Source organism: Sphingomonas sp. NPDC092440 (genome assembly GCF_044754985.1).
Lineage (GTDB): Bacteria > Pseudomonadota > Alphaproteobacteria > Sphingomonadales > Sphingomonadaceae > Sphingomonas.
Genome location: NZ_JBIVQA010000009.1, coordinates 231,196 through 244,382, shown reverse-complemented (window position 1 = coordinate 244,382; position 13,187 = coordinate 231,196). Strand labels below are relative to the sequence as shown.

Below are 13,187 nucleotides of genomic sequence, written 5' to 3'. Positions count from 1 at the left end.
CATCCCGGCCTTGAGCCGGGATCCCGCTTCTTCCTGTGCTGGCGAGATAGCGGGACCCCGGCTCAAGGCCGGGGTGACGAAGGAAGAATATGAGTTCTCAACCTAGGTTTTGGGACTCGTATTCCTCCATCGTCATCCCGGCCTTGTGCCGGGATGACGGCGGGAAATCAGATACTTGTCTGGGTTCCCAACCTAGCGCCGCGCCAGCGCCTTCTCGCGGGCCTTGGTCACCTCGACCCAGCACTGCGCCACCAGGACCGGCGCGATCGTCCCGCCGCGATAGGCATTGCCCCTGGCGATGCAGCCGCGGTCGCGCTCGGCCAGCCATTTGCGCTGCTCCGCCAGCAGCCGCTGCCGGGCGGCCGGCCCGGATCGCGCCCGCAAGGCCGCATAGCGCGCGCTCATCCGCGCATCGGCGACGCGCAGTTCGTGCGCCGCGCAATGCTGCATGTCGAAGCTCGTCTCGCATTTGGCCGGCGCGGGATCCTTGAAGGCCGGGTTCTGCATGAAAGCGCCGGCAGTCTGCGCCGATGCGCCGGACGCGATCAGCGATCCGGCGAGCGCGGCCACGGCAAATCGAAAGGTCATGCTCTTCTCTCCCGCCGCGAAACGCCGGCGCACCGCCCCGGTTCGCGGCTTCCAATGTAGGATTGCGCCTGTCATGCCAAACAGGCTCTTTCTCATCGCGAAGAAACATCGTGCGGATTCCGGCGTTCGCCGGGTGGACGATTCACCCCACCAGGGTAATCCCGATACGCCAGAGATAGGCTCTGACATCTCTATTGACGTTAGGGCCTTTGCGACCTTTCGTGCCCAATCCGGGTAAAATCAGTTCACTGCCTCGCCCGGATCGGTGCCCCAGATATGGCTCTGCTCGATATAGCCGCCGCGCCCGGCGACGTCGAACCAGCACCAGTTGCTCGCGCAGCGGCTCACCCGGCCGACCACGCCGGGCGCCGCGCGCCAGCTCACCCGCGCGTTGAAGCGGGGGGCATCGCGCATCTCGCTCACGGTGCCGATCACCATCGCCGTGCGCACATCGTCGAGCAGGTTGGCGAGCATCCAGCCCTGGGTGCCGTCCGGATCCTCGACCTTGCGCCATTCGCCATAGATGTCGATCACCTTCAGCGGCAGGCCGCGGCGCTGATAGAGCCAGTTCGAGGGATAGTTGCGCCCCGGGCCGGTGCGCATCCGGGCCTTCTCGGCCTTGATCGAGACGAAATAGGGCGTCTTGCGCTGGGCCGATGCGGGAACGGCCAATCCCAGCGCAACGACGCCGAGCACGGCCCATTTCCCAAAATGCATGCGACCCTCATGAACTAGTGTCCCGCTATCTACGCCGAGCAGCGCCTCGCCATCAACCGTTGACTGGCGCCGCGCCACCGGCCAAGCCGCCCTTTATGGCACATGGCCCGCGCCCTTCCCGTCCCCGGGTGATCGTCACCCGCGCGCTGCCCGACGGCATCGAGGCGCGCATGGCCGAGTTGTTCGATGTCGTCACCAATTCCGGCGACACCCCGATGTCGCCCGAGGCGCTCGGCGCGGCGATGGCGGATTGCGACGTGCTGGTGCCCACCGTCACCGATCGGATCGACGCCGACCTGCTCGCGGCCGCGCCCGGCCGGCTGCGCCTGATCGCCAATTACGGCGCCGGCGTCGGCCATATCGACCTCAAGGCGGCCCGTGCGCGCGGCATCACCGTCACCAACACTCCCGGCGTGCTCACCGAGGATACCGCCGACATGGCGATGGCGCTGATCCTCGCCGTGCCGCGCCGCCTGGTCGAGGGCGACGAGCTGGTCCGCGCGGGCGGCTGGACCGGCTGGGCTCCCACTTCGATGCGCGGGCACCGGATCGGCGGCAAGAAGCTCGGCATCCTGGGCATGGGCCGGATCGGCCAGGCAGTGGCGATGCGGGCCCGCGCCTTCGGCCTCCAGATCCATTATCACAACCGCCACCGCCTGCCGCAGGTGCTCGAGGCGCAGCTCGGCGCCACCTGGCACCCCGAGCTCGATACGATGCTTGCGGCAGCGGACATCCTCACGATCCACACCCCCCATACCGACACCACGGGCGGCCTGATCGACGCGCGCCGGCTTGACCTGCTCGGCCCCCGGGGCTGGCTGATCAACACGGCCCGCGGCGAGATCGTGGACAATGAGGCGATGATCGCCGCGCTCGCCGGGGCGCGCATCGCCGGTGCGGGGCTCGACGTCTATGCCAACGAGCCGGCGGTCGATCCGCGCCTCGTCGCGCTCGACAATGTCGTGCTGCTTCCCCATCTCGGCTCCGCCACCTTCGAAGGACGCGAGGATATGGGCGTCAAGGTGATCGCCAACATTCGGGTCTGGTCCGATGGGCATCGGCCGCCCGACCAGGTTCTCGATGGCTGGCTATAGGCTGGGGACTCATATTTTCCCTTCGTCAACCTGGCCTTGAGCCGGGGCCCGCCAGCGGAAGCAGAAGCGAGATCCCGGCTCGGCGCCGGAACGACGGTGAAAAATCGGACGATTGTTCAAGCTGCGAACCCGGGATCATCTTGCCGATACTTTGCGGATTCTGGCGCGATGCCTCCGATCCGGAGCATCTTCTTTGCGGTTAACCATGGCCGGCAAGGCAGCGGTAAGCGCGATACTGCGTAACTCCTCCCGCGCGATCCCCGCCATCGGGGCAGCCGCGCCGGGGGATCACCAGATGCAATCGAGAGAATCGCGGCGGGAAGTCGTCATCCCCGCCCAGATGCGCAGCAAGGGGGGATGGTGTGACGTGACCATCCGCAACATCTCGCCGCACGGCATGATGCTGCTGGCACCGTTCCCGCCCAGGCCGGGAACCTATGTCGAGGTCCGCAAGGCCTCGCTGGCGCTGGCGGGCCGGGTCGTGTGGGTGAAGGGGAAGACGCTCGGCATCCAGCTGCTGGAGCGGCTGAACTTCAACGCGCTGCTCCGCGCCGCCAACGAAAACTGGGCCGCCGGCCAGGGCGGCGCGCCCCGGAAGGGCCGCAGCCGGAGCGACCCCGCCGCGACTGCCCGACCCGCCAGGAGAACACTCCATCCCCTTCGCGGCTGGCTGCTCGCCGGCGCCGCGATCGCCTGTGCCGGCACCGCCGCGATCACGCTCTGGCACCCCTGACCAACGCTTCCCGATGCCCCCGAGACGCGGCCCGAGCCGCGCCGGAAACCCCTTAGTCGCCCGTCAGAATCCGGTCCACCAGCTGCTTCACCGTCGGCACGAAGCCGTTCGAATAGAACGGGTCGCGCTTGAAGTTGTAGGCAGCATGCCCCGCGAACATCAGATTCTCGTCGGTCGGCCCGCCATGGGCGATGTCCTGCAGCGTCTTCTGGATGCAGAAGCTGCGCGGATCCGCCAGCCGGCCGGTCGAGTTGGTCTCGGTATCGGCCCAGGACGAGAAGGCGCACTGGCTCAGGCAGCCCATGCAATCCGCCTGGTCCTTGCGGATGATGCCCTTCTCCTCCTCATTGACGAACACCAGCGTGTTGTCCGGCGTCTTCAGCGCCGAGGTGAAGCCGTTGCCGAACCATTGGCGGGCCCGCAGCAGGTCGTTGCGGGTCACCCAGAAATTCTTGCCCTTCACGCCGACATCGAGCTGGAAGGTGTGATCGCCCGCCTCCTCGGTCGAATAGGGGATCTGGCGCTCCGAGCGCGCCTCGAGGTTGCGCAGGAACGGGTTGCGCACCGCCGACGAATAGAAGCCGGTCGGCGAGAAGCGGTGGAGGAGCACCTCGCCTTCCTCGATCTCCATCAGCTTGGCCTTCCAGCCATCGGGGATCGGGCTTTCCTGGGTGAGCAGCGGGCGGGTGCCGAACTGGAAGGCGATGCGGCCGAGCTCGGGATTGTCGATCCAGTCGTTCCAGTCGCGCAGGTACCAGACACCGCCGGCCATGACGATCGGCACCTCGTCCGGGATGCCGCCCTCGCGCATCACGTCGCGCAGTTCCTTGACGCGGGGATAGGGATCCTGCGGCTTCAGCGGATCCTCGGCATTGGACAGGCCGTTATGGCCGCCGGCCAGCCAGGGATCCTCATAGACCACGGCCGCCAGCCACTCGCTCGCCTTGGAATAGGCGCGCTTCCACAGCGCGCGGAAGGCGCGGCCGGAGCTGACGATCGGGAGATAGTTGACGTTGTACGACGCCGCGATCTCGCTGAGCTTGTACGGCATGCCCGCGCCGCAGGTGACGCCGGCGACCATGCCGCGGGTGCGCTCCAGCACGCCATGCAGCACGCGCTGCGCGCCGCCCATCTCCCACAGCACGTTGATGTTGATCGCGCCCTTGCCGTCGCCGATCTCAAAGGCCTTCTTGACCTGCTGGACCGCGCCCTCGATCGCGTACTGGATCAGTTCCTCGTGCCGCTCGCGGCGCGTGAGCGCGCGATAGATCTGCGGAATGATCTTCCCATCGGCATCATAGCTGTCGGCATTGACCGCGGAGACCGTGCCGATGCCCCCCGCCGCGGCCCAGGCGCCCGCGCTGGCATGGTTGGTGGCAGCCACACCCTTACCCCCCTCGACGATCGGCCAGACCTCGCGGCCGTTGTACAGGATGGGCGACAGACCCTTGAACACAGAACCTCCAGACTAAAATTCGCGCGACGCTAGACGCATCGAACGCAACAAGCGAGCAACAATCGTCACCGCAGTGCGTCAGGCCGTCCCATCGCGGCGCCATAGAGGCGCGCATAGGCGGCGATCATTTCCCCTTCGTCGAACAACGCACGGGCGCGCGCGCGGTTCTCCTTCCCCACCATCTCGCGCTCCTCGGGATGCCGGGCGAACATGTCGATCCGATCGCGCAGCACCACCTCGGTGCGCTCGGGCGGCAGGAAATGCTGGTTGCGCTCGCCGACCATCTTGGGGATGTCGCCCACCGGCGGCGCCACCACCGGCAAGCCGGCCGCCATCGCCTCGAGCACCGAGATCGGCGCCTGCTCGCTCCTCGACGAGAGCGCGAACACGTCGAACAATCCCATATAGCGATGCGGCTCGCGCAGGAATCCGGGCAGGATCACCGCATCCTCGATCGCCATCGCCTCGGCGGCGTCGAGGATGTTCTGCCGCTCCGGCCCCTCGCCGACGATCACCAGCTTGAAGCGGGTGTTGAGCCCGGCCACCGCGCGGACCAGCAGCGGCAGGTCCTTCACCGGCCTGAGGCCGGCGACACAGCCCACCACCAGCGTCCCGGGCTTCTTCTGCTTGAGCTCTGGAATCAGCTCGATATCGGGCTTGCCGGCATAGAGCTTGGTCGGAATGCCGTTGGCGATGCGGAACAGGCGCGCGCGCGGCTGGCGCCACTGGTTGAGCGCGATCCGCTCGAGCACTTCGGAAGGCACGACCAGCGCATTGGCCGCGGGCAGCGCGATGCGGCGATACATGTTGCGGACCGGATTGAGCTTCTCGGCCTCGTCCTGGTTGAATCCGTCCTCGTGGTGGATCACCGGCGGCAGGCCCTTGCCGAACACGCGCGCCGCCATCACGCCGTCGATCGCGCCCCAATTATAGGTGAGCACCAGGTCGAAGCGGCGCATGTAGCGCGCGATCGCCTCGTAGCGCTTCACCGAGGGCCGACCCGAGAGCGGCGGCGGATCCTGCGCGATCTCGTACTTGATCCCCTTGGCGATCATCGCCCGCGCCTCGAGCTGATCGGGCATGGCCGAGACGATGGTGTGCCGCGCCTTATCGCCGAACGCGTTCATCAGCCGCACGGCGCGCGCTTCCTTGCCGCCGAGGTTGAAGGTCGAGTGGAGGTGGAGGATGTGGATCGGCATCGTTGGTTGGGGTGCTTAGCGAGGGATTGCGCGGACGTCACGTCCGTTGGACATTCCGCTGACGCCACCAAGGGGATCAAGTAGGTGAAGACAGTGATATGCGCGGCCATGCCGGCGCTTCTCTCCGCAATTGCGCCCGCCCAGGCCCAGGCGGCCGCACCGGCGGGCTGCACCATGCCGGCGACACGGAACATCGGCGATGTCTACGCCACGTTCAGCCAGCGCGCCATCGCGATCGTCGAACACGCCGCCGCCGACGGATGGCAGCGCGATTCCGGGCTCCGCGCGCTGGTGCGGCCCAACGCGGAATTCGATCTCGGCTCAGGCGATGTCGGCGGGCCCCTGGGGAAGGGCCCCGCGGGCGCACATGCGCTGGCCGCCAAAATGAAGGCGGATTCCTTCCGCTATCTCCCCTGGAGTTCGATTCCGATGGTGGTCGATCCCTGTGACGAATGGAGCGTGAAAGTCGCGTTCATCGATAGCCGCGCCTCGACGCTGGCCGATGTGGAATTCACGTTCCGCGGCGGCGTGCTCGTCTCGGCAAGGGGCTGGTCCCAATCCTATGTCGCCGGGCAGCTCAAGCCCGTCGCCGACCGCTAGGCCGCCACCTTCGCCAGCAGCCGCTCGATCCCCGCCATCGCTTCCGGCTCCTCCAGCGTCGGCGCGTGGCCGACGCCGGGCACCGTCACCAGTTCGGCGCCCGGCACGCGCGCTGCCATCCGGGCCGCCGTCTCCTCGCTCAATATGTCTGAGCGTTCGCCGCGCACGATCAGCAGCGGCCGGCCGGCAATGGCGTCGATCGTCGGCCACATGTCCGGTCCCGCCTCGTTGCCGGGCACGCGGAACGGCTCGGCGATCTTCATGTCGTAATCGAGCACGATGCGGCCCGAGCTGTTCACCCGGTAGAGCCGCTTGGCCATGCGCAGCCAGTCCTCGATCTCGTAACCCGGATAGACATCGGCATTGCTGCTCGCCAGCGCGCGCGCCGCGTGCATCCAGGTCGGATACCAGACCGCCTTGCCGACATAGGTGCGGATGCGCGCCAGGCCGGCGGGGTTGATCTCCGGCCCCACATCGTTGAGCACCACGCCGGCCAGCTTGTCGCGCTCGGTCGCGGCGAGCAGCATCGTCACCAGCCCGCCCAGCGAAGTGCCGACCGCGACGAACTTCCCGATCTCCCGCTCCTCGAGCAGCGCCTCGACGTCCTGGAAATAGGTGAGCGGGACATAGCTCATCGGATCCTTGGCATAGCCGCTCTCGCCGCGCCCGCGAAACTCGATGCAGAGCACGCGCCACTGGCCCGCCAGCCGCTCGGCCAGCCCCTCATAGTCGCGCGCGTTGCGCGTCAGGCCGGGGAAGCAGAGCACGGGCGGCCGGTCCGCCGGCCCTGCATATTCGCGATAGTGGAGACGGATGCCGTCCCGCGACCACCAGAAACCGTCGGAATAGTTGCGCCGATCGCCCATCCTTCCCCATATCGCCGCATGGACTTCACTCCGCAACAGGCGATCCTCGAACTGGGCGACGCCTTCTACGATCCGGTCGCGGCGGCGCCGTTCCCGCAGGCGATCCTGCGCTTCCGCAACGACCGGGCAGCGGCGGAGGTGGGGCTGGACGGCCTGTCGGACGCGGAATGGATCGCGCATTTCGGCCGGTTCGAGCCGCTGAAGGGATCACTCGCCGCGCCGCTGGCGCTACGCTATCACGGCCACCAGTTCCGCGTGTACAATCCCGAGATCGGCGACGGCCGCGGCTTCCTGTTCGCGCAGATGCGCGACCGGGGCGGCCGGCTGATGGACCTCGGCACCAAGGGATCGGGGCAGACGCCCCATAGCCGCTTCGGCGACGGGCGCCTCACGCTGAAGGGCGGCGTGCGCGAGATCCTCGCGACCGAGATGCTGGAGGCGCTGGGCGTCGAGACCTCCCGCACCTTCTCCCTCATCGAGACCGGCGAGGCCCTCCAGCGCGGCGACGAGCCGTCGCCCACCCGCTCGTCGGTGCTCGTCCGCCTGAGCCACGGCCATATCCGCATCGGCACCTTCCAGCGCCTCGCCCATCTCCAGGACCGGGACGCGCTCCGCCAGCTCACCGCCTATGTGCTGCGCCACTATCATGGCGAGGAATATGGGGCGGACGGCCCCGCCCGCCTGCTCGCCCATGTCGCCCGGCGGACCGCGCGGATGGCGGCGCGCTACATGGCCGCCGGCTTCGTCCATGGCGTGCTCAACAGCGACAACATCAACGTCACCGGCGAGAGCTTCGACTATGGCCCGTGGCGGTTCGCGCCGTTCTGGGATCCGGGCTTCACCGCCGCCTATTTCGACCATGCCGGCCTCTACGCCTTCGGTCGCCAGCCCGAGGCGATCTACTGGGACGCGATGCAGCTCGCCGTCTCGCTGCGCCCGATCGCCGAGGAGGAGCCGCTGATCGAGGCGATGGAAATCTTCCCCGAAGCCTATCGGCGCGAAGTGACCGACGCGCTGCTCTGGCGCCTCGGCGTCGTCCCGCGCGGCACCGAGGCGGACCGGGTGCTGACCGGCTCCCTCGAAAAGGCGCTGGCCGAGACGCTGACCCCGCTGGACGAATTCTTCTTCGACGCGTTCGGCGGCGCGCTTCCTACCCATTATGGCGAAGCGTTCGACGATCTGCGCGGCCAGCTCGAGCATTACCGCCCGCGGAAGGCGCGCGACCATGGCTATTGGTCCGGCGCTCCCTGCGCCATGCTGATCGAGGAGGTGGAGGCGATCTGGGCGTCCATCGCCGAAGCGGACGATTGGGAGCCGCTGCACGCCAAGATCGCCGCCATCCGGCGCATGGCCCAGGCACTGGCCTAGCCGCCAAAATTCGTGCAAGAGCGGGGGACCTTTCCTGAGAGCCCTCCCCCGACATCGAATGCCCGGCACGGAAATCATCTCGACCGAACCCGCCACCGGCGCCGTTCTCTGGCGCCAGGCGCGCGGAGACGCCGACAGGGAAGTCGCGCTTGCACGCCAGAGCTGGGCTGCCTGGGCGGCCCATCCGCTCGCCTATCGCATCGAGGCGCTGCGCCGCTTCGCCAATGTCGTCCGGCAAAAGGCCGATGCCTTTACCGACCTGCTCGCCCGCGAGACCGGCAAGCCGCTCTGGGAAGCGCGCACCGAAGTCGAGACAGTGATCGCCAAGGTCGACATCTCGATCACCGCCTTTTCCGAGCGTACCGGCCAGCGCCGCATCGAGGCGCCGATGAACACGCGCCTGGCGCTGCGCCACAAGCCGCACGGCGTGCTGGCGGTGCTGGGCCCGTATAATTTCCCGGTCCACCTGCCCAACGGCCATATCGTCCCCGCACTGCTCGCCGGCAATGCGGTGGTGTTCAAGCCATCCGAGAAGACTCCCGCCTCGGGCGCTTTCCTGGTCGACTGCTACCGTGCCGCCGGCATTCCCGAGGGCTGCATCCGCCTGCTGATCGGCGGCCCCGAAGAAGGCAAGGCGCTCGCCGGCCATCCGGACATAGACGGGCTGCTGTTCACCGGCTCGGCCAATACCGGCATCGCTCTGAACCGCCAGTTCGCCACCCGGCCCGAGAAGATCCTGGCGCTGGAGATGGGCGGCAACAACCCGATCGTCGTGTGGGACACGCCCGACCTCTATTCGGCCGCCGTCCTGGTCGTGCAGTCGGCCTTTACCACCGCCGGCCAGCGCTGCACCGCCGCGCGCCGGCTGATCGTCGACCAGAAGCTGTTCGACCCGCTCATGACCGAGGTCAACAAGCTGATCGGCCGGCTGATCATCGGCGAGCCGCATGCCGATCCCGCCCCCTTCATGGGCCCGGTGATCGACAATGACGCGGCCGACATGCTCACCGAGAGCTTCCTGGCGTTGCTCACCATGGGCGGCCGCCCGATCCGCCACATGGAGCGCCCGATCGAGGGCCGCCCGTTCCTTACCCCCGGCGTGATCGACATGACCGGCGCGAACGAGAAGGTGGACGTCGAGCTGTTCGGCCCGATCCTGCAGGTCTTCCGGGTAGGCAGCTTCGAGGAAGCCATCGCCGAGGCGAACGACACCCGCTACGGCCTCTCGGCCAGCCTGGTCGCGCAGAACCCCAAGCTCTACGATCAGTTCTGGGCCAATATCCGCGCCGGCATCGTCAACTGGAACCGGCCGACCAACGGCGCGTCCTCGTCCGCACCGTTCGGCGGGGTCGGCTGGTCGGGCAACCATCGCCCCAGCGCCTATTACGCCGCCGACTATTGCGCCTATCCGGTGGTCTCGTCGGAAAGCGATTCCGCGCGCGCCTCGATGGGCGTGGGCCTGCGCGACGCCTGAGCAACACTTTGTTACAGCAGCGGCATTGAAGCGGACATGACCGCCGCCTAGATTATTTCTTGCGGACCGGGCCCCTCTGGCGAGGGCTTTTCCAAGCCCTCGTGATGTCGGCCGCATCGAGCGCGCTCGGTGCAGGTTTCGGACGGCCAGTCCCCCTCCCCACCGAGACCGGACCGGGCGTCGCTCGATCGAATGCCTTGCTTTCGATTGGAGTTTTCGCACGTGAACCCTCTCTACCAGATCCCCCGCACCGGCGCCGCCGCCGCGCGCTTCGACGAGGGGCTGCGCCAGCACATGCTGGGCATCTACCGCAACATGGGGATCGGTCTGGCGATCACCGGCCTCGTCGCGCTCGCCGTGGCGAACACGCCGGCGCTGGTCGCGCTGATCTTCGGCACGCCGCTCAAATGGGTCGCCATGTTCGCGCCGCTCGCCTTCATCTTCTTCTTCCAGTTCCGCATCGAGCGGATGAGCGTCGCGGGCGCGCGCACCGCCTTCTTCGCCTTTGCCGGCGTGATGGGCGTGTCGATGGCGAGCATCTTCCTGGTCTTCACCGGCCAGAGCATCGCCATGGCCTTCTTCGCCGCCGCCGCGATGTTCCTGGCGCTCAGCCTGTTCGGCTATTCGACCAAGCGCGACCTGACCGGCATGGGCACCTTCCTGTTCGTCGGCCTGATCGCGGTGGTGCTGGCGAGCATCGTCAACATCTTCCTCGGCTCGTCGCTGCTGCAGATGCTGCTCTCGGTCGTCGGCGTCGTCGTGTTCGCCGGCCTCACCGCCTGGGACACGCAGCGCCTGAAGAGCGAATATGCCCATTACGGCCGCAGCGAGGCCGCCGACAAGCTCGCGATCATGGGCGCGCTGTCGCTCTATCTGAACCTGATCAACATGTTCCAGCTGCTGCTCGGCCTGATGGGCCAGCGAGAGGAGTAATCATGGCCAGCTTCACCTGCCCCGTCGACGGCACCGTGCTGGTGCCGGTCGAGCGCTCGGGGATCGAGATCGACCATTGCCCCAGCTGCCGCGGCGTGTGGCTGGATCGCGGCGAGCTCGACAAGATCATCGAGCGCAGCGCCGCCCCGGCCGCGGCACCGACGCCAGCGCCCCAGTATCGCGACGAACGGCCCCGCTACGAGGAGCGCGGCCAAGGCTATGGCCAGGGCCATGGCGGGCATTATCCGCAGAAACGCCGCAAGTCGTTCCTCGAGGACCTGTTCGACTGATCCGTTCCCGCCCGCGTGCAGGCGCATTACACGCGGGCAGACGGCGGCGCGGCCCTTCCCCCTCTCTCACCTGCGAGGGTCGCGCCCCGTCCAACCACTTCCTCCCCGCGCCGTTGCGGCTATGATGTGACCGCTAACAGGGGAGGAAGACCATGTTCACCCGCAGGTCCGTGCTCGGATCGGGCGCCGCCGCGCTGGCCGGTGCCGCGCTGTCCCTTCCCGCCGCCGCCAACCCCGCCGCGCCCGGCGATTTCGTCACTCGCAACGGCCCGGGCCTGCTCCTCGGCAGCAGGCCCTATCGCTTCGCCGGCGCGAACCTGTGGTACGCCGCCTGGCTCGGCGCGGATGCCGCCTGGGGCAATCGCGATCGCCTGCGCCGCGAACTGGATGCCCTCGCCGCGATGGGAGTCGGCAACCTGCGCATCGCCGCCTCGGCCGAGGATTCGCCGCTCCGGAACTCGGTGAAGCCCGCCTTCCGCACCCGCGGCAGCGCCTGGAACCCGGCCCTGGTCGACGGCCTGGCCTTCGCGCTCTCCGAGCTCGGCCGGCGCGACATGAAGGCCGTGCTCTACCTCACCAATTTCTGGGAATGGTCAGGCGGGATGATGACCTATCTCAGCTGGACGAACGGCGGGAAGTATCTCGACGCAAACGATCCCGCGCACCCCTGGCCCGCATTTCCGGACATGGCCGCGCAATTCTACGCCAATGCCGAGGCGGTGGGCCTGTATCATGACTATGTCCGCGCCACGGTGAAGCGCCACGCCGGCGACCCGGTGGTCATGGCCTGGCAGCTCGCCAACGAGCCGCGTCCCGGCGGCAGCGCCAAGGCGGCCGAGCCGCTGCTTCCGGCCTATCATGGCTGGATCCAGGGCACCGCCAGGCTGATCAAGTCGCTTTCGCCCCGGCATCTCGTCTCCACGGGCAGCGAGGGCCTGATGGGCTCGATCGAGCGCGCCGACGTCTACAAGGCCGCCCATGGCTTTCCGGAGATCGACTATCTGACGGCGCATGTCTGGCCGCTCAACTGGGGCTGGGTCGATGCGAAGGACATCGCCGGCACCAACGAGGCGAGCTTCGCCAAGGTGCGCGACTATATCGCCCGCCACATCGCTCTCGCCACCGAGCTGGGCAAGCCGCTGGTGATCGAGGAATTCGGCTATCCCCGCGACGGCGGCGGCTATGATCCCGAGTCGGCGACCGGCTTCAGGGATCGCTACTACAAGCTGATCTATGCCGAGGTGGAGGCCAATCCAGGCATCGTCGCCGGCTCCAATTTCTGGGCGTGGAACGGCGAGGGCCGGCCGGTGCACGGCGACCACCGCTTCCGCCCCGGCGATACCGCCTGGCTCGGCGATCCGCCGCACGAACCGCAGGGCTGGTACGGCGTGTTCGACGGCGACGCCTCGACACGGGCGGTGATCCAGGCGCATGCCAGGGCCTTGGCGGGGAGCTGAGAAGATATGGTGACGTTCGGCATCTTCCTGATCGGCGGCGAGGATGACGAGCAGGGCACCCTTATTCTGCACGAGGATCGAAGCGGTACCTGCCGCCTCACCTTCCGCTGGCGCGATCGCGAAACCGAAGCCGAAGCGGCCGATTATTTCGAGGCGTTCTGCGGCATCCGGCGCGTGCTCGAAACCGAAGGCCTGATCCCCTTCTGCTACGGCGCCAGCCTCAACGTCTATCCGTCTGCAATGGCGCGCGACATGGGCCGCGGCCTGAAGGCCTACCGGATCACCGAGGGCAAACATGCCCGAAGGGAGGATCTCGTCTTCATCTTCGGCCAGGGGCCGGACGTCATACCCGCCGGCGTCGACATGCAACGGCGCTTCTTCGACGATTGGGTCGCCGCGCCCCGTGCCTGAG

At 67.7% G+C, this 13,187-nt stretch carries 14 protein-coding genes; 9 read left to right on the top strand and 5 right to left on the bottom strand.

What is annotated here, in order from left to right; genetic code table 11:
* Window positions 1-192 precede the first annotated feature (192 nt).
* Together ACIQCS_RS16890 and ACIQCS_RS16885 are read right to left on the bottom strand one after the other, a co-directional pair.
* The gene (locus ACIQCS_RS16890; RefSeq protein WP_345846952.1) at window positions 193-588 is read right to left on the bottom strand and encodes a lysozyme inhibitor LprI family protein; all 396 of its coding nucleotides are present in this window, start codon (window positions 586-588) and stop codon (window positions 193-195) included.
* Window positions 589-828: 240 nt separating this feature from the next.
* The gene (locus ACIQCS_RS16885; protein ID WP_345846954.1) at window positions 829-1,305 is read right to left on the bottom strand and encodes an SH3 domain-containing protein; all 477 of its coding nucleotides are present in this window, start codon (window positions 1,303-1,305) and stop codon (window positions 829-831) included.
* Window positions 1,306-1,400: 95 nt separating this feature from the next.
* Between ACIQCS_RS16885 and ACIQCS_RS16880 the strand changes: the two genes are divergently transcribed.
* Together ACIQCS_RS16880 and ACIQCS_RS16875 are read left to right on the top strand one after the other, a co-directional pair.
* Window positions 1,401-2,399, top strand: a complete 999-nt coding sequence (locus ACIQCS_RS16880) for a D-glycerate dehydrogenase (RefSeq protein WP_345846956.1) — start codon at window positions 1,401-1,403, stop codon at window positions 2,397-2,399.
* Between the two features lie 205 nt (window positions 2,400-2,604).
* A complete protein-coding gene (locus ACIQCS_RS16875; protein ID WP_401531353.1) occupies window positions 2,605-3,132 on the top strand; it encodes a PilZ domain-containing protein in 528 nt (175 codons plus the stop codon).
* A 52-nt stretch (window positions 3,133-3,184) separates the two neighbouring features.
* Here the strand turns inward: ACIQCS_RS16875 and ACIQCS_RS16870 are convergent, their stop codons facing one another.
* On the bottom strand, window positions 3,185-4,588 hold the full coding sequence (locus ACIQCS_RS16870) for a nitronate monooxygenase (protein ID WP_345846958.1): 1,404 nt from the start codon (window positions 4,586-4,588) through the stop codon (window positions 3,185-3,187).
* A 65-nt stretch (window positions 4,589-4,653) separates the two neighbouring features.
* Window positions 4,654-5,787 carry a glycosyltransferase family 4 protein gene (locus ACIQCS_RS16865; protein WP_345846959.1) on the bottom strand — a complete coding sequence of 378 codons (1,134 nt, stop codon included), beginning with the start codon at window positions 5,785-5,787 and terminating at the stop codon, window positions 4,654-4,656.
* Between the two features lie 84 nt (window positions 5,788-5,871).
* On the opposite strand from ACIQCS_RS16865, the gene ACIQCS_RS16860 reads away from it, so the two are divergent.
* Window positions 5,872-6,387, top strand: a complete 516-nt coding sequence (locus ACIQCS_RS16860) for a hypothetical protein (protein ID WP_345846961.1) — start codon at window positions 5,872-5,874, stop codon at window positions 6,385-6,387.
* On the opposite strand, the gene ACIQCS_RS16855 is transcribed toward ACIQCS_RS16860, so the two are convergent.
* Window positions 6,384-7,253 carry an alpha/beta hydrolase gene (locus tag ACIQCS_RS16855; RefSeq protein WP_345846963.1) on the bottom strand — a complete coding sequence of 290 codons (870 nt, stop codon included), beginning with the start codon at window positions 7,251-7,253 and terminating at the stop codon, window positions 6,384-6,386. The genes ACIQCS_RS16860 and ACIQCS_RS16855 overlap by 4 nt on opposite strands.
* A gap of 18 nt (window positions 7,254-7,271) precedes the next feature.
* Between ACIQCS_RS16855 and ACIQCS_RS16850 the strand changes: the two genes are divergently transcribed.
* From ACIQCS_RS16850 to ACIQCS_RS16825, 6 genes are all read left to right on the top strand, one after another.
* Window positions 7,272-8,621 (top strand): protein adenylyltransferase SelO family protein, encoded by a 1,350-nt coding sequence (locus ACIQCS_RS16850; RefSeq protein WP_345846964.1) that lies wholly within the window; start codon window positions 7,272-7,274, stop codon window positions 8,619-8,621.
* 58 nt (window positions 8,622-8,679) lie between these two features.
* Window positions 8,680-10,095, top strand: a complete 1,416-nt coding sequence (gene astD, locus ACIQCS_RS16845) for a succinylglutamate-semialdehyde dehydrogenase (RefSeq protein ID WP_345846966.1) — start codon at window positions 8,680-8,682, stop codon at window positions 10,093-10,095.
* 222 nt (window positions 10,096-10,317) lie between these two features.
* A complete protein-coding gene (locus tag ACIQCS_RS16840) occupies window positions 10,318-11,028 on the top strand; it encodes a Bax inhibitor-1/YccA family protein (RefSeq protein WP_280281111.1) in 711 nt (236 codons plus the stop codon).
* Window positions 11,029-11,030: 2 nt separating this feature from the next.
* Entirely contained in the window at window positions 11,031-11,318 is a 288-nt protein-coding gene (locus ACIQCS_RS16835) for a zf-TFIIB domain-containing protein (RefSeq protein WP_345846969.1), read from the top strand.
* A 152-nt stretch (window positions 11,319-11,470) separates the two neighbouring features.
* Window positions 11,471-12,775 carry a mannanase gene (locus ACIQCS_RS16830; RefSeq protein ID WP_345846971.1) on the top strand — a complete coding sequence of 435 codons (1,305 nt, stop codon included), beginning with the start codon at window positions 11,471-11,473 and terminating at the stop codon, window positions 12,773-12,775.
* A 6-nt stretch (window positions 12,776-12,781) separates the two neighbouring features.
* Window positions 12,782-13,186, top strand: a complete 405-nt coding sequence (locus ACIQCS_RS16825) for a hypothetical protein (protein ID WP_345846972.1) — start codon at window positions 12,782-12,784, stop codon at window positions 13,184-13,186.
* The last annotated feature ends 1 nt before the right edge of the window (window position 13,187 follow it).

Coding starts and splice junctions, on each gene's coding strand:
- ACIQCS_RS16890 (WP_345846952.1), bottom strand. CDS start 588: ATGACCTTTCGATTTGCCGTGGCCGCGCTCGCCGGATCGCTGATCGCG.
- ACIQCS_RS16885 (WP_345846954.1), bottom strand. CDS start 1,305: ATGCATTTTGGGAAATGGGCCGTGCTCGGCGTCGTTGCGCTGGGATTG.
- ACIQCS_RS16880 (WP_345846956.1), top strand. CDS start 1,401: ATGGCACATGGCCCGCGCCCTTCCCGTCCCCGGGTGATCGTCACCCGC.
- ACIQCS_RS16875 (WP_401531353.1), top strand. CDS start 2,605: ATGGCCGGCAAGGCAGCGGTAAGCGCGATACTGCGTAACTCCTCCCGC.
- ACIQCS_RS16865 (WP_345846959.1), bottom strand. CDS start 5,787: ATGCCGATCCACATCCTCCACCTCCACTCGACCTTCAACCTCGGCGGC.
- ACIQCS_RS16855 (WP_345846963.1), bottom strand. CDS start 7,253: ATGGGCGATCGGCGCAACTATTCCGACGGTTTCTGGTGGTCGCGGGAC.
- ACIQCS_RS16850 (WP_345846964.1), top strand. CDS start 7,272: ATGGACTTCACTCCGCAACAGGCGATCCTCGAACTGGGCGACGCCTTC.
- astD (WP_345846966.1), top strand. CDS start 8,680: ATGCCCGGCACGGAAATCATCTCGACCGAACCCGCCACCGGCGCCGTT.
- ACIQCS_RS16835 (WP_345846969.1), top strand. CDS start 11,031: ATGGCCAGCTTCACCTGCCCCGTCGACGGCACCGTGCTGGTGCCGGTC.
- ACIQCS_RS16830 (WP_345846971.1), top strand. CDS start 11,471: ATGTTCACCCGCAGGTCCGTGCTCGGATCGGGCGCCGCCGCGCTGGCC.
- ACIQCS_RS16825 (WP_345846972.1), top strand. CDS start 12,782: ATGGTGACGTTCGGCATCTTCCTGATCGGCGGCGAGGATGACGAGCAG.